Source organism: Nitratireductor lacus (assembly GCF_056431025.1).
On sequence record NZ_JBWKMB010000015.1, the window covers coordinates 84,885 to 104,333 of the forward strand.

Consider the following 19,449-nt stretch of genomic DNA (forward strand, 5'->3'; position numbering starts at 1 on the left):
CAGAACAGCATTCGTCCAGAGGAACGGAGGATCCATTCTCATGTCCAAGCTATTGTCGCGTCTTTTTGCAGCCGCTCTCGGCTTCGCCGCCTGCTTCGGCGCGCTCCCAGCAAACGCCGGCGACCTGGAAGCGATCAAGGAAGCCGGCGAGATGAAAATCGCCATGTCGGGCCAGTATCCGCCCTTCAACTTCGTCAACGACCAGAACCAGGTGGTTGGCTTCGATGCCTCCATCGGCATGGAAATCGCAAAGCGCCTCGGCGTTCAGGGTGAGATCGTCACCACCGCCTGGGACGGCATCATCGCCGGCCTTCTGGCCAGCAAATACGACACCATTGTCGGCTCCATGACCATCACGCCGGAGCGCGAGAAGGTCGTGGACTTCGTCGGCCCGTACTACCATGCCGGCCGCGCCGTCTTCGTGATGGAAGATTCCGAGGTTCAGGCGCTCGATGATCTCAAAGGAAAGACGCTCGGCGTGACGCTGGGCGAAACCCACGAGAAGTGGGCACGCGAACAGGGTGGCTGGGACATCCGCACCTACAAGGGCCTGCCCGAGCTTCTGCTTGAGCTGAAGTCCGGCCGCCTCGACGCCATCGTCGTCGATAACATCCCCGTGCGTGTGGCCATCAAGGAAACCGGCGACAAGCTGCGCATGCTCGACACGCCGGACATTGAGGGCGGCGCAGTGGCCATCGGCATCGCCATCCGCAAGAACAGCCCCGAGCTGAAAGCCGCCATGCAGGAAGCGCTCGACGCGATGATGGAAGACGGCACCTACGAGAAGATCTCGATGGAATGGATCGGCAGCGACATCCGCTGATCCCGCAGTGACCATCCGGCCGGCGCGTTCCAGCGCCGGTCACCCCGCCTGCCCCTTTCCGGAGCTTCCGTATGGATTTCTCCCTGATGGTGCGCGTCTTCCCGTTCTTTCTGGAAGCCGCACTGGTCACCGTTCAGATTTCAGCGCTGGCGCTCGTTCTGGGCCTTGCCGCCGGTTCGCTTGGCGCCGCCGCCAAACTGTCCCGCTCGCGCACCCTTCGCATGATCGGCACGGTCTATGTCAGCATTTTTCGCGGCACGCCCTGCCTGATCCAGCTCTTCATTCTCTATTTCGGCGGTCCGCAGATCGGCATTCATCTCGACGCCTTTGCCGCCGGCGTCATCGGTCTTGGCCTCAACATCGGCGCCTATATGGCTGAATCGATCCGTGGCGCGATCCTCTCCGTGGACAAGGGCCAGACGGAAGCCGCGCGCACCATCGGCTTCGGCCGGGCGCAGACCATGCGCAAAGTGGTGCTGCCGCAGGCCGCCCGTCTGATGATCCGCCCGCTCGGCGTCAACACGGTCGCGCTGGTGAAGGGCTCCGCCCTGGTCTCGACCATCTCCGTGGTGGAACTCACCTACACCGCGCAGCGCTTCATCGGCTCCACCTACAAGCCGTTCGAGATCTTCGGCGTCGCCGCCCTTCTCTACATGATCATCGTCTATGCCGTTGCGCGTGTCGTCGACCCGCTCGACCGCCGCTACGCGCTGAGCTGAGGGAGCGACCAATGCAAGGTTTGGATTTCAGCGTCGTCACTCCCTATCTCGGCCTCCTGTGGATGGGTGTCTGGTGGACCATCGTTCTCACCGTCACATCGTCCATACTGAGCTTCTTCAGCGGCATTCTGTTTGCCGTCGCCGTGCTCTACGCCCCGGCGGTCATCGCCTATCCCGTGCGCTTCTTCATGTGGCTGTTCATGGGCACGCCGCTGCTTCTGCAGCTCTTCCTGATCTATTTCGGCCTCGTGCAGATCGGCATCGACATTCCCGCGCTTGGCGCAGGCATTATCGGCCTTGGCCTGCACTTCGCGGTCTACAATGCCGACATTCTGCGCGCCGGCATCACCGCCGTCGATCCGGGGCAGTCAGAAGGCGCGCGCAGCATCGGCTTCGGCCGCTGGCAGACGCTGCGCTACGTCGTCATCCCGCAGGCCGTGCGCAACACCGCGCCGCCCATCGGCAACAACATGATCGCCCTCCTGAAGGAATCCTCGCTGGTCTCGGTCATCGGCATCGCCGAACTGGTCCACGCCGCCCAGCTCGCCATCAGCGAAACCTTCCGTCCGTTCGAATTCTACATCACGGCCGCCGCGCTCTACTACATCCTGAACCTCGTTCTGGAAGCGGGCCTGCGGCAGGTCGAAAAGAAAGTGGAGGTCTCTCGATGAGCACCCGCAACCCCATGGTCGAGGTCAAGGACGCCCGCAAGGCCTATGGCTCCTTCGAGGTTCTGAAAGGCATCGACCTTTCCGTCGAGCGCGGCCAGATCGTCGCCATCATCGGCCCCAGCGGCTCCGGCAAGAGCACGCTCCTGCGCTCCATCAACCATCTCGAAACGCTCAATGGCGGCGAGGTCTGGCTCGATGGCGTTCAGGTCAACCAGCCGCTCACCGGACGCGCCTTCGAGCGCCACATCAATGCGGTGCGCCAGCAGATGGGCATGGTGTTCCAGCACTTCAACCTGTTCCCGCACCTCACCGTGTACGACAACATCGCCATGGGGCCGATCATCCTCAAGGGGATGAGCAAGGCCGCAGCGCGCGAACTCACGCTGGAGCTTCTTTCCAAGGTCGGCCTCGCCGACAAGATCGACGCCTATCCCTCCCGCCTGTCTGGCGGCCAGAAGCAGCGCGTGGCCATCGCCCGTGCGCTGGCCATGCAGCCCAAGGTGATGCTGTTCGATGAAGCCACCTCCGCGCTCGATCCCGAGCTGGTCGACGAGGTGAACATGGTGATGAAGCAGCTCGCCGCCGAGCACATGACCATGCTGATCGTCACCCATGAAATGCGCTTTGCCGGCGAGGTCGCCGACCGCGTCCTGTTCATGGATGGCGGCGTCGTGGTGGAGGAAGGCCCGCCCGGCGAGATCTTCACCGCCCCCAAGCAGGAGCGCACCCGTTCCTTCCTCAAGAAGTATCTTGCCGCCTGAGACCATGCATATCATCGAAACCGAGTTCCCCGATTTCGGGCTGACGCCAGAGCAACGCCGCGAGGCGGTTCTGGGCCACTATTACGAAATTCCAGGCATGGACGGCGCACGCGGCGAAATCTGGTGCTACACCGATGCCTATGCCTATCCGCCCGGCGCGACGGTCAATCTGCATGTCAGCGCGACCGCTTCCCGATACCGGCTGGAGATCGTGCGCGACGGCGCGACCGAAACCCCTGTCCTGTCGCAGGACGGCCTTGCCGCCGCCTGGCAGGACACGCCCGACCAGTGCTCCGTCATCGGTTGCGGCTGGTCCGTCTCCCATGCGTTCCGCATCGGTGAGGACTGGCCGTCGGGCGCTTATCGCATCGCGCTGACGGCAGAGGGCCGCGACGGCAACGCCATCACCTGCCACCATGTGTTCATCGTGCGCCCGCTTGCCGGTCGCAAGCCCGGCCGCGTCCTGCAGGTCGCCGCCACCGGCACCTGGACCGCCTACAACACCTGGGGCGGCTCCAACCACTATCAGGGCATCACCGGCCCCGGACGCAATCAGTATGCGCCCATGGTCAGCACCGAGCGCCCGTTTTGCCGTGGCTTCGCAGTTCTGCCGGAGAGTGCGCCACGCGTGCCGCTGGAGATCTACACCCCGCCGGCTGCACCCCCGCGCTATCCGCACATGGAATGGGCCTATGCCAATGGCTATTCCAAGAAATACGCCTCCGCCGGCTGGGCGAGCTATGACAGCCACTTCTTCCGCTGGGCGGAACGCACCGGCTACGCGGTCGATCTGGCGAGCCAGCACGAGCTGCACTTCACGCCGGAAATCCTCGACGGCTATGACTGCGTGGTCTTCGTCGGCCATGACGAATACTGGACATGGGAGATGCGCGATGCTGTCGATGCCTATGTCGAGAACGGCGGCAGGGCGGCCCGTTTCGCCGGCAACTTCATGTGGCAGACGCGGTTTGAAGACGATGGCAAGAAGCAGGTCTGCTACAAATACCGCGCGCGTGCGGAAGACCCGGTCTATCAGTCGGAAGACAAACGCCGCACCTCCGGCTGCTGGGAAGCGGAAGAGACCGGGCGGCCAGCCGCACGCACATTCGGCCTCAACGCCCTGCGCGGCCTTTATGTGGGCTGGGGCGGCTGCGCGCCGCGCGGCGTGCGCGGGTTCCCCGTCTACCGGCCCGAGCACTGGGCCTTCGCCGGAACCGGCATCTATTACGGCGACCTGCTGGGCGCGGATGGTCACGCCTTCGGCTACGAAGTGGACGGGCTCGACTATGTGATCCGCGGCGGCCTGCCTGAGCCGACGGAGGATTCCGGTGCGCCCGAAGGGCTCGAGATCCTGGCGCTCGGCATGTCCTCCCTCAAGGAGGAGAGCGCCGACATTCCCGCCGACGACCAGTTTCTCTCCGACGCAGACGCAAAGTTCGTCGCCGAAACGCTGGTCGGCAACCAGTCCGACGAGGCCGTGAACCGCATCAAGCGCGGCTCGGGCATGATCGTCAATTTCCCGCGCGGCCGTGGCGAGGTGTTCCACGCCGGAAGCTGCGAATGGGTGGCCGCGCTGAAACGCGGTGACGCGATGGTCGAGCGCGTCACATCGAATGTCCTCGACCGTTACCTCTCCCGCTGAGCGAGACACGCCATGCAGAACACATCTTCGACACAACGCCCCCCGTCTCACCTCTTCTACCAGTCGCGCCTGCGCAGGCCGCTGGTGGACCGCGCCGAGGGCATCTATCTGTGGGATCAGGAAGGCCGCCGCATGATCGACGGGTCGAGCGGCGCGATGGTCGTCAATATCGGCCACGGCAACCGCAACGTGCTCGACGCGATGAAGCGCCAGATGGACCGCGTGACCTTCGCCTATCGCCTGCATTTCGAGAATGAGCCGGCGGAAGAGCTCGCCCGTATGGCGGCGGAACGCCTGCCGGAAGGCATGGACCGCATCTTCTTCGTTTCCGGTGGTTCCGAAGCAGTGGAATCCTGCATCAAGCTTGCCCGCCAGTGGGCGCTTGCCGTGGGCCAGAGCGAACGCTGGAAGGTGATCTCGCGCTTCCCCTCCTATCATGGCGGAACGCTGGGCGCGCTTGGCGTGACCGGCTATGCGGCACTCAGCGACCCGTTCTCGCCGATGATGCGCGAGATGCCGAAAATCCCCGCCCCCACCGCCTATCTCGACCGCGACAATCTCACGATGGAGCAGCGCGGCATCAAATATGCCGACATGCTGGAAGAGAAGATTCTGGCCGAAGGCCCGGAAAGCGTGCTGGCCTTCATCATGGAGCCCATCGGCGGCGCTTCGACTGGCGCGCTGGTTGCGCCGGACAGCTATTTCCCGCGCATCCGCGAGATCTGCGACCGCTACGGCATTCTCCTCATCCATGACGAGGTGATGAGCGGCGTGGGGCGCACGGGCAAATTCCTCGGCGGCGATCACTGGAACTGCAAGCCGGACCTGATCGCCCTCTCCAAGGGCTTTGCCTCCGGCTATTGTCCGCTAGGCGCGATGGCCGCCCCTTCCCGCCTCGTGAAGCCCGTTCTGGATGCCGGCGGTTTCCAGCACGGTTTCACCTATGCCGGCAATCCGCTCGCCTGCGCAGCCGGTGTCGCAGTGCTCAACGAGATCGACCGTCTCGGCCTGATCGACAATGCGGCCCGGATGGGCGAGGTTCTGAAGGGCGAGCTCGAACGGCTCTCCGAGCGCTTCCCCTTCATCGGCGACGTGCGCGGCAAGGGGCTTCTGCTCGCTGCAGAGTTCGTCTCCGACCGGGAGACGATGAAGCCCCTGCCCAAGGAGCTGAACGCACATCAGCGCATGGTCGACATGGCCTATGAGCGCGGGCTCATCATTTATTCCAGGCGCACGCGCGGCGGGGTCGAGGGCGATCACTTCCTCGTCTGCCCGCCCATGATCGTCACCAGCGAGGAGATCGGCTCCATCACGGCCATTCTGGGCGACACGCTCGAAGCGCTGGCCGCCGAACTCGATCTCCCCATCAACCGCTGAGCTGCACCATGACCAAAGACACAAAGACCGATGGCATGAAGAAAAAGCCGGGCCGCAAGGTCGTCGTGACCTGCGCGGTCACCGGCTCCGTGCACACGCCCTCCATGTCGCCCCATCTGCCGATCACGCCCGACCAGATCGCCTCCGAGGCCATCGCGGCGGCAGAGGCCGGTGCGTCGATCCTGCATCTGCATGCCCGCGACCCCGAGGATGGCCGCCCCTCCGCCGACCCGGCGCTGTTCATGCAGTTTCTCCCGCGCATCAAGCAGTCGACCGATGCGGTGGTGAACATCTCCACCGGCGGCTCCTCGCTGATGAAGCTGGAAGACCGCATCGCCGCAGCGCTGCGCGCCGAGCCCGAAATGTGCTCGCTCAACATGGGCTCGATGAATTTCGGCCTCTTTCCGGCGCTGGAAAAGAAGACCGACTGGCAGCACGACTGGGAGCCGCAGCTTCTGGAGGCGACGCGCAGCTCCATCTTCCAGAACACCTTCGCCGACATGGAGAACATCCTGACCCGGCTCGGACAGGGCTGCGGCACGCGGTTCGAGTTTGAGTGCTACGATGTCGGCCACCTCTATTCGCTGGCCTATTTCCGCGATCGCGGGCTGGTCTCCGGGCACCTCTTCATTCAGTTCGTTTTCGGCGTTCTGGGCGGCATCGGCCCGGACCCGGAAAACCTCACGCACATGAAGCGCATTGCCGACAAGCTTTTCGGCGATGATTACAGCTTCTCGGTTCTGGCCGCCGGCCGGCACCAGATGCCGATGATCACCATGTCGGCGGCCATGGGCGGCAATGTGCGTGTCGGACTGGAGGACAGCCTGTACAATGGACGTGGCGAACTGGCGCGTTCCAACGCGGATCAGGTAAAACGCATCCGAACCGTTCTGGAGGCCCTTTCACTGGAGATCGCCTCTCCTGCCGAGGCGCGCGACCTGCTTGGCCTCAAGGGAGGCGACCGGGTCGCATTCTAGAGCAATTCCAGGAAAAGTGGGAACCGGTTTTCCGTCCGGAACTGCGCAGAAACGCTCCAAGGAGTACCCCATGCCGAATCACGCCACCCCCTCCACCAGCGTCTCGATCCGCCTCGCAACGGAGGATGACGCAGAGACAATCCATCAGGCCATCATGGACCTCGCCGTTTATGTCGGCGAACAGGACCACGCGGTCGCGCAGATGGAAGATTTCCGCCGCTTCGGCTTCGGGCCGGACGCCGCCTTCTCCTGCCTGATCGCAGAGAGCGACGGGACATTTGCAGGCCTCAGCCTTTTCTTCCCCGTGTTCTCCACCTGGCTCGGCAAACCCGGCGTCTATGTGCAGGATCTCTACGTCTCGCCAGAAGCGCGCGGGCGCGGCGTGGGCGAGGCCCTGCTGGCCGCCACGGCAACCTGGTCGCGCGAACGTGGCGGGGTCTATCTGCGGCTCTCGGTATACGCAGACAACCACAACGCAAAGGCATTCTATGCCCGACTGGGCATCGGCTGGAATGAGAACGAGCACGCGCACGCTGCCTATGGGGCAACCTTTGAAGCGCTGGCCAGCCGACAGGCAAGACAGGAGTGATGATGAAAGCCTTCTACGCCGTAGAGCAGAAACAGCACAATCCGAAAGCCTTCCTCTCCAGCGGTGCGCCGCAGCCGAACCCGGAGCAGCCCGAGCGGACCGAACGTCTTCTTCTGGGTGCGAAGGCCGCGGGCTGCGCCATCGAGCGTCCCCGCGAGCATGGGCGCGGTCCCATCGCCGCCATCCACACGCCGGAATATCTGGACTTTCTGGAGCACATCTACACACGCTGGCAGCGCATTGAGGGCGCATCCGAAGAGGTGATCCCGAACATCCACCCGCTTGGCCGCAATGGCCGCTACCCGGCCTCCGCCGTGGGACAGGCCGGCTACCACATGGCCGACACCGCCTGCCCCATCTCCGCCGAGACCTGGGACAGCGCCTGCTGGAGCGCGTGGAGTGCGGCGGAAGCCGCCGAAGCCGTGATGAGCGGCGCGCCCGCCGCCTATGCGCTCTCGCGCCCGCCCGGCCACCACGCCTTTGCCGATGCCGCCGGCGGCTTCTGCTTCTTCAACAATTCGGCAATCGCCGCGCAGCATCTTCGGAAACAGGCTGCCCGCGTCGCCATTCTCGATGTCGACCTGCACCACGGCAATGGCACGCAGGGCATTTTCTATGCCCGGCCCGACGTGCTCACCGTCTCCATCCATGCCGACCCGGTGCGCTTCTACCCCTTCTTCTGGGGACACGCCGACGAGCGCGGCGAAGGACCGGGCCTTGGCTACAATCTCAACCTGCCGCTGCCCCGCAAATCGGGCGATGAAGCCTTTCTGGAAGCGCTTCAGCCCGCCTTCCGCCGCATCCGCGCTTTTGCGCCGGACGCGCTGGTCGTGGCGCTCGGCCTTGATGCGTTCGAGGGCGACCCCTTCGGCGGACTGTCCGTCAGCACGCCGGGCTTCGCCCGCATGGCGGAGGCGATCTCCAGCCTCGGCCTGCCGAGCGTGATCGTCCAGGAAGGCGGCTATCTCTGCGATGCGCTATCAGACAATCTGACTGCATTCCTCACTGGCTTCGCGTCGCAATAGCGAAAAAAGCATCGAGCTGCCCTTCGCATAGGCAGCATGGCGGACTTCCGTTTCGGTTCACGCTAATATGATTGGGATCACGCAGGAGCGATACCTACATCAGGCTCCGCGGGCGTGGAGTTTCCCTTCCATCGCCCGATATGAACACAGAACGAACGATCAGGAAGCCGGAGCTGCCAATGAACTACAAGAAGACCGACGAAGCCTTGGCCCGCCTCACCCCGGAGCAGTATCACGTGACGCAGAAGAGCGGCACGGAACGCCCAGGAACGGGCGAATACCTGAACAACAAGGAACCGGGAATCTATGTCGACATCGTTTCCGGAGAACCCCTCTTTGCAAGCAGCGACAAATATGAGTCAGGCTGCGGCTGGCCGAGCTTCACAAAACCCATCGTGCCCGCCAATGTGAACGAACTGCGGGATACATCCCATGGTATGATCCGCACGGAAGTGCGTTCCACGCATGGCGACAGCCATCTCGGGCATGTCTTTGAAGACGGACCGAGAGACCGCGGCGGCCTGCGCTACTGCATCAATTCAGCGGCGCTGCGCTTTGTTCATCGTGATGCGATGGAGGCAGAGGGCTACGGTGACTATCTGGACCAGGTGGAGGATGTAGAATGACGGAACGCGCTGTATTGGCCGGTGGCTGCTTCTGGGGCATGCAGGACCTCATCCGCAGACTGCCCGGCGTCGTGAGCACACGTGTCGGTTATACCGGAGGCGACGTGCCGAACGCCACATATCGCAACCATGGAACCCACGCGGAAGGGATCGAGATCATTTTCGATCCCGAGAAGACGAGCTATCGCCACCTGCTGGAGTTCTTCTTTCAGATCCACGATCCGACAACGGTGAACCGCCAGGGCAATGATGTCGGCATGTCGTACCGCTCGGCGATCTACTATGAGAACGACGAGCAGAAGCGCGTGGCGGAAGAGACCATCGCCGACGTGAATGCGTCGGGCCTCTGGCCGGGCCAGGTGGTTACGGAGCTGGAGCCGGTCGGTGACTTCTGGGAAGCCGAGCCCGAGCATCAGGACTATCTGGAGCGCTATCCCAATGGCTATACATGCCACTTTCCGCGGCCAGGCTGGGTTCTGCCCAGACGCGACGCGGCCGAATAGCTTTACGAGAGCCCGCCCTCAAGGCCAAAATCACTCACTCCTCCGGTGTTCGCCGGGGGAGTTTTTTTATGTGCTGCAGCTGGCGTTCCAGTCAATGTCAGTTCAGGGCCGCCGATAAGGCACTGTCCATTCCGGCGCGGTGTGAGGCGTTGCCCAGGAAGACGGTCGGGCTGGACTTCTCCCGGCCGGAAAACCAACTGACAATGCCTATACTGAAACGTTCAAAAATCGTCTGCACCAGGATCGACAATAAAAGGTTGGACTACAATGAACGGCCACACAGCTCGATTGGCAACAAGACCCCGAACGAGTTCATGAAATCCATCGGAGCAACCCCTCACCCGGGTTAGCGCTGCCGCGCTGCTATGCTTTCCAGTGAGAGCATCGGATGACTGAACAGAAATTGCCGCAACGGAAGTCCGGATCTTTATCCGCAATCACGTCAGCTTTGACGTTTCCGAAGGTGGTGTTCGGCTTGTGTTTGATCCCGTCGTAGAACGCCTGAATTATATCTTCCTTGAACTGTGAAGTTCGCGGAAAAGCCGCGACAACCGCATCTCGAATGGCATCGGGATACTGATCGTAGGTCAGGCCAAGCACATCCATCTCCACGCCGGCGGTGGTCAGGGCAATTACGGGATGCATAAATTCGGGCACGCCCGGCGTGGTGTGCAGCGCAATGCCTGCCCAGACTTTCTCAATGTCCGAGGCATCCACATTATAGCTTTGAAGAAAATCCCGGGCCGCGTTCGCGCCATCGACTTCAAAGCGAAGATTATCGCTGCTGTGAGATGGCATGAGGCCAACATCGTGGAACATAGCGGCCGCATAAAGCAGTTCGGGGTTAAAGGTGAGGCCACGCTGTTGGCCGGCAAGAGCACCGAAAAAGAAGACGCGGCTGGAATGGTTGAACAAAAGCTCGCTTTCGGTGTCGCGAATAAACTCCCTGATGGCACAGCCAAGACGGCTGTCAGGTACTGATATTCCGTTTACGCTGACAGGGTGAGAAATGTCCGTCATCATCTGTCCTCCTTCGAGACAGCGCGCCTGGCGATCCACGGTCCATGCGGCCAGGGATGCAAAGCGTCGTCCTTTCTGTTGCTTGCTCAGTTATCGAGCCGAGTTTGATTGGCTGCAATCACCACGATCATGGATTTTCTGCCAGTTTGGCCGTATAATCTGCCTGGCCCTCGTCTTTTGGGGACTGCGAAGACAGAGTGCGGGCTATGCCGACAAGAGATGTAGCGTTGGTCATCCACGAGGGAGTGCAGTGCCTCGATGCTGCTGGCCCGCTTGATGTTTTCGCCGAAGCAAATGGCTTTCTGGAAGAGGGAGATGGCTACCGTTGCCTGATCCTGGCCGAGACGACCGCGCCCCTCCGTGCTTCCAACGGAATGTCCTTGGCTGCACATCTCAGTTTTGAAGAGGCCGGCCGAGCTTTTCACACTGTGCTCGTCGCCGGAGGGCCGGGATTACCGGAACATCCACCGGATGAGGCCATGTCGATGTGGCTGCGGGAGTGGGGTACAAAAGCAGAGCGATATGGCTCGATCTGCACAGGCGCGTTCGCTCTTGGCCACGCCGGATTGCTCGATGGAAGGCTCGTCACAACTCATTGGCAGAATGCCGACAATCTAGCGAACAAATTTCCTGCCGCGCGCGTAGAGCATGACCGCATCTTTGCCCGCGATGGTCGTCTTGTGACATCGGCCGGCGTAACGGCCGGCATCGACCTTGCGCTGGCGCTCGTTGGAGAAGATCACGGCGAGCAGATAGCTCTTGCTTGCGCAAAGCGCCTGGTGGTCGTGGCACAGCGTCAGGGCGGCCAATCCCAATTCAGCCCGTTTCTATTGCCATCGAGCGATCCAATGACACCACTGGGTAAAGTCCAGGCCTATGTCATGGAGAATTTGAACGAGCCATTTCCGGTGGAGCGCCTCGCCATCATTGCCGGAACAAGCACACGCACCATCGCCCGGCTTTTTGTGAAAGAACTTGGGGTCACGCCGCGCGATTTCATCGAAAGCATCCGCCTGGATCAGGCCCGCAATCTACTCGAGGCAACCAATCTTGCACTCAAGGCGATAGCATTTGACTGTGGCTTCGGCACCCCGGAGCAGATGCGCAGCGTCTTCCAGCGCAGGCTGGGATTAAGCCCGCTGCGTTATCGTGAAAACTTCCAGCCAGCGCGGCCTTCGGGAGCCCCATAGCATGGAAAATCCGCCACGCCGAAAATCCGTTGTCACCGATCCCATTGAATCGGCGATTTGCACGTTTGGTGCATGTAAAACAAAACCCCGCGAACCGTTTGGTTTAGCGGGGTTTTGTTTTGATATTGGTTGCGGGAGCGCGCAGCCGTCGATACCAGCAGGGCCTTTTCCAAGCGGCAGCATATCCGGCCAGGATAGTCCAGGTTTGCTTTCAACAGCGCGCTGAGTGGATAGGCACTATCCCCGGTCCCAGCGATGGCACGAAAAGACTACGGGCCTCACACTCGGATCGACATAGAGAGCCGTCCAACTGAGGAAGCAATCACCAGGTTTTGAAATAGGTCGTCCTTGTCGAGCCAGTCTGCGAACGGCCTGGCCCTCATCGGACTGGTGCATGCAGGCTGAGGTGGCATCATTGCAACGTCCCGGAGACGCGCCGGCCGCTCGTGGCGCGCCCTTCGGTTCGACGGCCGGAATCAAGGTAAGACGGGCAGATCGGGATGGTTCTTTAGCAGCTGTTTGCGAACACACCGAATCATTGGCAGGATGATCTCGGGCGGGGCTCAACGTCTGCTTCACACCGACAGAACAGCTGAGAAGATCTCGACACTGACAGCTCTACGCTGCGCTGATCATGGCGCCAACGGCCCGCTCGCCGAAAACCCAGCCGATGCCGATCAGGACCGGGCGGCCGGTTGCAGGGCTATGGTCTTCCGACGCGAGCCGAGCGAGATCGATGGTCATTAGCGACTGCTCTGGGCCGCCGACGGCGAAGGCGATCACCACGGGCGTCCCGGGAGCAAGCCCGAGTTCGATCAGACGCCTGGCGATCTCTCCTCCAGTCCGCCCGCCCATATAGAAGATCGTCGTGGCGGAAGGATCGGCCAGCGCCCTCCAGTCCAGATCGTCCGGCAGCCCGCCATGGCGTGAATGCCCGGTGACAAGACGCACCGACCTGGCGTGGTCGCGATGGGTCAGGGATACGGCCAGGGCAGCGGCCATGGCACTGGCGGCCGTGATGCCGGGCACGACGTCGACTGCGATTCCGTGCGCCCGCAGCATGGCGATCTCTTCTCCGGCGCGGCCAAAGATCATGGGATCCCCCGATTTCAGCCGCACCACGCGCTTGCCTTTCCCGGCAAGGCTGAGCATCAGGGCATTGATGTCATCCTGTCGGCAACTCGCCTTTCCGCCGCGCTTGCCGACAAGGATGCGCTTCGCCTCCCGGCGCGCCAGCTCCAGCACATCGTCCGAAACAAGATCGTCGAACAGGATCACATCCGCCGCTTGCAGCGCGCGCACGGCCTTGAGCGTGAGAAATTCCGCATCGCCGGGCCCCGCCCCCACAAGGGTGACCGTACCGGTCGAAGCCCGCCCGGCACCGGCAAGTCGCTCGATTTCGCCGGCAATCTCTCCGATGTCGTGTCCCGCAGGAGGCGCGTGGAAGGCGCGGTCGACGAAGGCTTCCCAGAAGGCGCGGCGCGGCGTGCCGGGTGCGAGCCTTTGCATCACGATGGCGCGCAGACCTGCAGCAAGCTCCGCCCAGACAGCGACAAAAGGCGGAAGCAGGGTCTCTATGCGTCGCCTGATCGCCTGTCCCAGAACCGGTGCCGCCCCGGCGGTGGAGACGCCGACGACAACGGGCGAACGATTAACGATGGTGCCGAACTGGAACTGACAGAAGCGCGGCCGGTCGATCACGTTCGCCGGCACTCCCGCGGCTTGCGCGACGTCAGCAAATTCGGCGGCTTCTCCATCGTCCTCGGCATCGCAAATAGCCACGGCCGCATCGAGGAGGTCGTCCTCCACCCAGCGCCGGCGGTGAAGGATGAAGGACCCGGCGGCGGCGCCCTCTCGCAAAAGATGCTCGAACGTATCGCAAAGGGTTTCCGCATGGACATGGACCACCGCGCCACTTGCCGCCAGAAGTTCCGCTTTCCAGGCGGCCGCCGCCGTGCCGCCCGCCACGACCGCCCGTTTTCCCGAAAGATCGAAGAAGACTGGGAGAACTGCGAGCGGCGCCATACGCGCCGGAGATTGCTCACTCGGCTGCCTGGAGGCGATGTGCATCGATAATCCCCTTGATTTCCGCGCGGCAGGAGCCGCAGTTTGTTCCCGCCGACAGCGACCTGCCGACGGCCTCGACCGTGGTGCAGCCCGATCGCACCGCTGTGGCGATCTGATTGATGCCGATCCCGAAGCACGAGCAGACCATGGCACCTGCGTCCGGACGGTCCGTCCCGCCCCTGCCCGCGACCACGCGGGAGCGGGAATGCGGGTCCGCATGGCTTTCGGAAAATTGCCCGCTCACCCATTCCCGGGCGACGGCGACAGGTTTCCGGGAAAGATAGAGCGCACCGAGAAGCCTCGCATTTTCGAAGGCCGCCATGCGATGGTCGCCCCGCCGGGCATCGCAATAGGCAAGAATCTCGACATCATCGTCGTGGCCGCTCAGCACCAGCAGGCGGCGGAAGAAGGCTTCTTGCTCCGGCGTGTCATTCCTGACCGCAAGCTCGACCCGCCAGCCGCCATCGACCCGCGCGAGCGCCCAGTAGTCCAGGCCCTCAGTGTTCGGACGCCGCACGCAGATGGCGAAGCCGTAGCAACCCGCCTCAAATCGTTCGAGGCGTACGGGGACATTCTTGGAAGCCGGCTGCCCCGAAAGTGGATCCGTCACCGGAGCGACCAGCGCACACACGCGGGCGAGCGCCGCGAACTCAGCGGTCCAGTGCATCGGCACGAAAACCGAACCCGGCCTTTGCCTTGGCGTGACGAGCGCCCGCACCACCGCTGCGCCATGCCGGCTCTCGACGCGGACCAGGTCGGCATCGCCGATGGACAACCGGGCGGCGTCCCGAGGGTGGATCTCGGCGAAGGGCTCGGCCATATGCGCCGAAAGGCGTGCGCTCTTTCCGGTGCGCGTCATCGTATGCCAGTGATCACGTACGCGGCCCGTGTTGAGGGTCAGGGGAAACGCCTCGTCGGTCATGGCGGCACGGGACGGACGGGGCGCGACGAAGCGCGCCCTGCCATCACCGGTGAAAAACCCTCCGTTCGCGAAGAAACGCCTTTGCGCCGGCTGCCCTCGCCGCTCCTGGGGGCCCTGGGGCCATTGGAAGGGCCGCAGATCCTGATAGTCCGCGTCTGACACGTCCTGATAGGCGCCGATGTCGAAATCGCGCTTGCCACCGTTTTCGAAAGCAGAAAGCGCGGCGTGTTCCCGGAAGATCTCGGCCGCAGTATCATAGGCGAATGCCTCGCCAAACCCCATCCGCCGGGCCACCTCCGCAATCTGCCACCAGTCCGCACACGCCTCGCCGGGAGCCGGGAGGAAGGCGCGCTGGCGCGAAATGCGCCGCTCGGAATTGGTGACCGTGCCGTCTTTTTCGCCCCAGGCCGTGGACGGCAGTTTCACGTTGGCATGGCGGATCGTGTCCGTCTTTTCAGCCACGTCCGAAACGACGACGAAGGGACAATCCCGCAACGCCTTCGCCACCGCATCGGCATCCGGAAGACTGTCTACGGGGTTGGTCGCCATGATCCAGATGGCCTTGATCCGGCCGTCGGCGACGGCCCTGAACATCTCCACGGCCTTGAGGCCGGGTTTGTCCGCCATATGCGGCGCGTTCCAGAAACGCTGGACGAGGGCCCGATGCCCAGCATCTTCGAGCGCCATGTGCGCGGCCAGCATGTTGGCGAGCCCGCCCACTTCCCGCCCACCCATGGCATTGGGCTGTCCGGTAACCGAGAACGGGCCCGTGCCCGGCCGCCCGAGACGTCCCGTGGCCAGATGGCAATTGATGATCGCATTGACCTTGTCGGTTCCACACACGGACTGGTTGACGCCCTGGCTGTAGACCGTGACGACTTTTTCCGTGGTGGCGAAAAGACGATAGAAGGTCTCCAAATCTTCCGGGGCAAGCCCTGTTTCTGCTGCAACCCACGCATTGTCGAAGCCTGCCGCCGCTGCAAGCGCTTCATCGAAGCCGCTCGTATGCCGGTCGATGTACTCCCGGTCCGTCGCGCCAACCGCAGCAAGGTAACACAGCAGACCGGTGAAGAGAGCCGCGTCACCATCCGGTGCGATTGCGAGATGCAGATCTGCGATGCCGGCGGTCGCCGTGCGGCGGGGATCGATCAGAACGACCTTCATCGAAGGCCGCTTGTCCCTGGCTGCGGCCAGCCGCTGATAGAGGACCGGATGGCACCAGGCGAGATTGGAGCCCACCAGCACGACGAGGTCGGCAAGCTCCAGATCCTCATAGGTGCCGGGCACGGTATCGGACCCGAACGCTCGTTTGTGGCCTGCAACCGACGAGGCCATGCACAGGCGGGAGTTGGTGTCGATATTGGCGGCGCCGATGAAGCCTTTCATCAGCTTGTTGGCGACGTAATAGTCCTCGGTGAGGATCTGTCCGGAAACGTAGAGGGCGACCGAGTCCGGGCCGTGCCGCTCAATGGTCTCGCGAAAACGATCAGCGACCGTGCTGAGCGCCTCGTCCCATGAGGCTCGCCGCCCGCCGATCTCGGGATGGAGGAGTCTGTCGTCGAGCGCCAGCGTTTCGCCCAGCGCGGATCCCTTGGAGCACAACCGGCCGAAATTCGCCGGATGGTCGGGATCGCCGGCGATCGCCACCGAGCCATCCGGCTGCGGCGTCGCCAGGACCCCGCAGCCGACACCGCAATAGGCGCAGGTCGTGCGGACAGTGTCAGCCATGGTCGCAGCTTTCCGCAACCGCTGCTGCGGAGCCGCAGGGCAGCGCCAGAAGGATCCGCTGGCCTTCCAACCGCACCGCAAACGTCGCCGTGCCACCCTCGTCTGCGCCCTGCGCCCTGCCCGTTTCCAGCGAGATGATCCAATTGTGCAGCGGGCAGGTGACACAGCCATCGTGCACGATCCCCTGGCTGAGCGGCCCTGCCCTGTGGGGACACTTGTCCTCCATGGCAAACACCCGGTCGTCGGCCGTGCGGAACACGGCGATGGTCATGTCCCCGTTCCTGACGCAGCGTGCGCCGCGCTGCGGGATGTCGTGCAGCGTGCCGATCGAAACCCATTCCTGTCCGGTCATCCTCATCACTCAGCCGCCTCCAGAGAAAGCGTCGCCATCGGCCTGAACTCGTGCTTGTCCTTGCCGGATACGCGCTCCGACCAGGGATCGACCTGAGCGAATCTCTGGGAGAAAACGAAGCGGTCGAAATAGGCCTTGCGCCTGTCCGCATCATCCATGATCTGGCTGCGCACCTCGTCGTAACCGATGCGCTTGGCCCACTTGTAGATGCGCTCCAGATAGTGACCTTGCTCGCGATACATCTGGACGAGCGCAACGATGTGCTCCAGAGCCTCGTCCTCGCTCCTTACGAGGCCGAGCTTCTCGGTGCCCTTGATGTCCAGACCGGCCGCCCCGGCAAAGTGGATCTCGAAGCCGGACTCCACGCAGATGACACCGACATCCTTGCAGGTGGCTTCAGCGCAGTTGCGCGGGCATCCCGAGACCGCCATCTTCACCTTGGCCGGCGTCCAGGATCCCCACATGAATTTCTCGATGCGAATGCCAAGGCCCGTCGAATCCTGCGTGCCGAAGCGGCACCAGTCGGAGCCGACACAGGTCTTCACGGTGCGCAGACCCTTTGCATAGGCATGTCCGGACACGAAGCCCGCCTTGCCCAGCTCGGCCCAGACCGCAGGCAGGTCCTGCTTGCGGATGCCCAGCATGTCGATCCTTTGTCCTCCGGTGACCTTCACCGCCGGGATATCGAACCTGTCGACCACATCGGCGATCGCCCGCAATTCGGCGGACGACGTCACCCCGCCCCACATGCGCGGCACCACCGAATAGGTGCCATCCTTCTGGATATTGGCATGCACACGTTCATTGATGAAACGCGACTGGTAGTCGTCGGCGTATTCGTCGGGCCAGTCGCTGACGAGATAGTAATTGAGTGCCGGGCGGCATTTGGCGCAGCCACACGAGGTCTTCCACTCCAGTTCCTGCATGACGGCGGGTATGGTCTTCAGCCTCTTCGCCCTGATAAGCCGGCGAACCTCGTCATGCCCGAGATCCGTACAACCGCACACCGGCGTCACGGCAGCGGGATTGTAGGTGTCGCCGAGCGTGAGGGAGAGAAGCTGTTCCACAAGCCCCGTGCAGGTTCCGCAAGAGGCGGACGCCTTGGTGTGAGCGCGGACATCGTCCAGCGAAGCCAGTCCCTTCCCGGTGATTGCGCCGGTGATCTTGCCCTTGCATACGCCGTTGCAGCCGCAGATTTCCGCATCATCCGGCAAGGCTGCAACGGCCGCCATAGGGTCCAGCTGGCCTCCTCCCTGATAGGCCTGGCCGAAGATCAGCGTTTCACGCATATCGGAAACGTCCGTGCCCCTCCTGAGCATGTCGAAGAACCAGCCGCCATCCGAAGTCTCACCATAGAGCACTGCGCCCATGATGCGGTTGTCCTTCAGAACGAGGCGCTTGTAGACGCCCGCGCTGGCATCGCGCAGGACGATCTCTTCCCGATCATCGGCCTCGGCGAAATCGCCTGCGGAATAGAGGCTGACACCGGTCACCTTGAGCTGGGTGGCTGTCTCCACCGGCCGGAAGGCCGCTTCCTCTCCGACCAGCGTCCTGGCCGCAACCTTCGCCATATCGTAGAGCGGCGCGACAAGGCCGTAGCAGATGCCCTCATGCTCCACGCATTCGCCAATGGCTAGAATGTCCGGATCCGAGGACATCATGCGATCGTCAACGACAATCCCCCGTTCCACATGCAGGCCGGCATCGGTTGCGATGCGCGTTTCCGGGCGGATGCCGACAGCCATGACCACGATATCGGCCGGGTAGATCGTGCCGTCGTCCAGAAGCACCGCCTCCGCCCGCTCATCGCCGAGGATGGCCTTGGTCTGCGCTTCGGTGTGGATCCTGATGCCGCGGTCCTCGAGCTCCTTCTTAAGGAGATATCCTGCGGCGGGATCGAGCTGACGTTCCATGAGGTGCCCCATGAGGTGCAGCACCACCACCTCCATGCCGCGACCGCGCAAGGCGGCGGCGGCTTCCAGGCCAAGAAGGCCGCCGCCAATGACCACTGCCCTGGCGTTCGGCTTTTTCGCCGCTGCAATCATGGCGTTGACGTCGTCGAGGTCGCGGAAGGCCATCACACCGGGCAGGTCCCTGCCCGCCACGGGAATGATGAAGGGCGCGGAGCCGGTAGCGACCACCAGCTTGTCATAGCGCGCTTCTCCGCCGGCGGTCAGGACCACCTTGCGCTTGCGGTCGATCCTGGTGACCGTTTCGCCGAAGCGGCAGGTCACGCGGTTTGCCGCGTACCAGTCCGTATCGTGGGTGACGATCTGCTCGAACGCCTTTTCCCCGGCCAGCACAGGCGAGAGCATGATGCGATTGTAGTTTCCGCGCGGCTCGGCGCCGAAGAGGGTCACGTCGAAGGCATTTGGTTCAGCTTCGAACAGATGCTCGAGCATGCGGCCCGAGGCCATTCCAGCGCCAACCACGACAAGTTTCTCAGTCATGATGTTC

The 19,449-nt window shown here is 63.0% G+C and carries 17 protein-coding genes; 12 read left to right on the plus strand and 5 right to left on the minus strand.

Going from position 1 to position 19,449, the window contains the following annotated elements; genetic code table 11:
* Positions 1–40 precede the first annotated feature (40 nt).
* From AC07E3_RS14210 to msrA, 11 genes are all read left to right on the plus strand, one after another.
* Positions 41–823, plus strand: a complete 783-nt coding sequence (locus tag AC07E3_RS14210; RefSeq protein WP_478362786.1) for an ABC transporter substrate-binding protein — start codon at positions 41–43, stop codon at positions 821–823.
* Positions 824–894: 71 nt separating this feature from the next.
* A complete protein-coding gene (locus tag AC07E3_RS14215) occupies positions 895–1,542 on the plus strand; it encodes an amino acid ABC transporter permease (protein WP_478362788.1) in 648 nt (215 codons plus the stop codon).
* Positions 1,543–1,553: 11 nt separating this feature from the next.
* Entirely contained in the window at positions 1,554–2,213 is a 660-nt protein-coding gene (locus AC07E3_RS14220; protein WP_065815904.1) for an amino acid ABC transporter permease, read from the plus strand.
* Positions 2,210–2,974: an amino acid ABC transporter ATP-binding protein gene (locus tag AC07E3_RS14225; RefSeq protein WP_478362791.1), complete on the plus strand. Its 765-nt coding sequence runs from the start codon at positions 2,210–2,212 to the stop codon at positions 2,972–2,974. The genes AC07E3_RS14220 and AC07E3_RS14225 overlap by 4 nt, the downstream gene beginning before the upstream one ends.
* 4 nt (positions 2,975–2,978) lie before the next feature.
* Positions 2,979–4,616 carry a N,N-dimethylformamidase beta subunit family domain-containing protein gene (locus AC07E3_RS14230; RefSeq protein WP_478362793.1) on the plus strand — a complete coding sequence of 546 codons (1,638 nt, stop codon included), beginning with the start codon at positions 2,979–2,981 and terminating at the stop codon, positions 4,614–4,616.
* 12 nt (positions 4,617–4,628) lie between these two features.
* Positions 4,629–5,993: an aminotransferase family protein gene (locus AC07E3_RS14235; protein ID WP_478362795.1), complete on the plus strand. Its 1,365-nt coding sequence runs from the start codon at positions 4,629–4,631 to the stop codon at positions 5,991–5,993.
* Between the two features lie 8 nt (positions 5,994–6,001).
* The gene (gene kce / locus AC07E3_RS14240) at positions 6,002–6,970 is read left to right on the plus strand and encodes a 3,5-dioxohexanoate:acetyl-CoA acetone transferase (RefSeq protein WP_065815906.1); all 969 of its coding nucleotides are present in this window, start codon (positions 6,002–6,004) and stop codon (positions 6,968–6,970) included.
* Positions 6,971–7,040: 70 nt separating this feature from the next.
* Positions 7,041–7,559 carry an N-acetyltransferase family protein gene (locus AC07E3_RS14245; protein ID WP_478362798.1) on the plus strand — a complete coding sequence of 173 codons (519 nt, stop codon included), beginning with the start codon at positions 7,041–7,043 and terminating at the stop codon, positions 7,557–7,559.
* A gap of 2 nt (positions 7,560–7,561) precedes the next feature.
* Entirely contained in the window at positions 7,562–8,584 is a 1,023-nt protein-coding gene (locus AC07E3_RS14250) for a histone deacetylase family protein (RefSeq protein WP_478362800.1), read from the plus strand.
* Between the two features lie 179 nt (positions 8,585–8,763).
* Positions 8,764–9,210: a peptide-methionine (R)-S-oxide reductase MsrB gene (gene msrB, locus AC07E3_RS14255; RefSeq protein ID WP_478362802.1), complete on the plus strand. Its 447-nt coding sequence runs from the start codon at positions 8,764–8,766 to the stop codon at positions 9,208–9,210.
* Positions 9,207–9,713 carry a peptide-methionine (S)-S-oxide reductase MsrA gene (gene msrA / locus AC07E3_RS14260; protein WP_065815909.1) on the plus strand — a complete coding sequence of 169 codons (507 nt, stop codon included), beginning with the start codon at positions 9,207–9,209 and terminating at the stop codon, positions 9,711–9,713. The genes msrB and msrA overlap by 4 nt, the downstream gene beginning before the upstream one ends.
* A 363-nt stretch (positions 9,714–10,076) precedes the next feature.
* Here the strand turns inward: msrA and AC07E3_RS14265 are convergent, their stop codons facing one another.
* On the minus strand, positions 10,077–10,733 hold the full coding sequence (locus AC07E3_RS14265; protein WP_478362856.1) for an HD domain-containing protein: 657 nt from the start codon (positions 10,731–10,733) through the stop codon (positions 10,077–10,079).
* A gap of 227 nt (positions 10,734–10,960) precedes the next feature.
* On the opposite strand from AC07E3_RS14265, the gene AC07E3_RS14270 reads away from it, so the two are divergent.
* Entirely contained in the window at positions 10,961–11,923 is a 963-nt protein-coding gene (locus AC07E3_RS14270) for a GlxA family transcriptional regulator (protein ID WP_336068872.1), read from the plus strand.
* 618 nt (positions 11,924–12,541) lie between these two features.
* Here the strand turns inward: AC07E3_RS14270 and cysG are convergent.
* From cysG to nirB, 4 genes are read right to left on the minus strand one after another with little or no spacing between them, the layout of a single operon-like run.
* On the minus strand, positions 12,542–13,993 hold the full coding sequence (cysG, locus tag AC07E3_RS14275) for a siroheme synthase CysG (protein WP_478362804.1): 1,452 nt from the start codon (positions 13,991–13,993) through the stop codon (positions 12,542–12,544).
* Positions 13,965–16,640 (minus strand): nitrate reductase, encoded by a 2,676-nt coding sequence (locus tag AC07E3_RS14280; RefSeq protein WP_478362806.1) that lies wholly within the window; start codon positions 16,638–16,640, stop codon positions 13,965–13,967. Before AC07E3_RS14280 ends, cysG begins: the two co-directional genes overlap by 29 nt.
* Entirely contained in the window at positions 16,633–16,998 is a 366-nt protein-coding gene (gene nirD / locus AC07E3_RS14285; protein ID WP_083212908.1) for a nitrite reductase small subunit NirD, read from the minus strand. The genes AC07E3_RS14280 and nirD overlap by 8 nt, the downstream gene beginning before the upstream one ends.
* Complete coding sequence (gene nirB / locus AC07E3_RS14290) at positions 16,998–19,442, minus strand: nitrite reductase large subunit NirB (protein ID WP_478362808.1); 2,445 nt, start codon at positions 19,440–19,442, stop codon at positions 16,998–17,000. Before nirB ends, nirD begins: the two co-directional genes overlap by 1 nt.
* Positions 19,443–19,449: the final 7 nt, after the last annotated feature.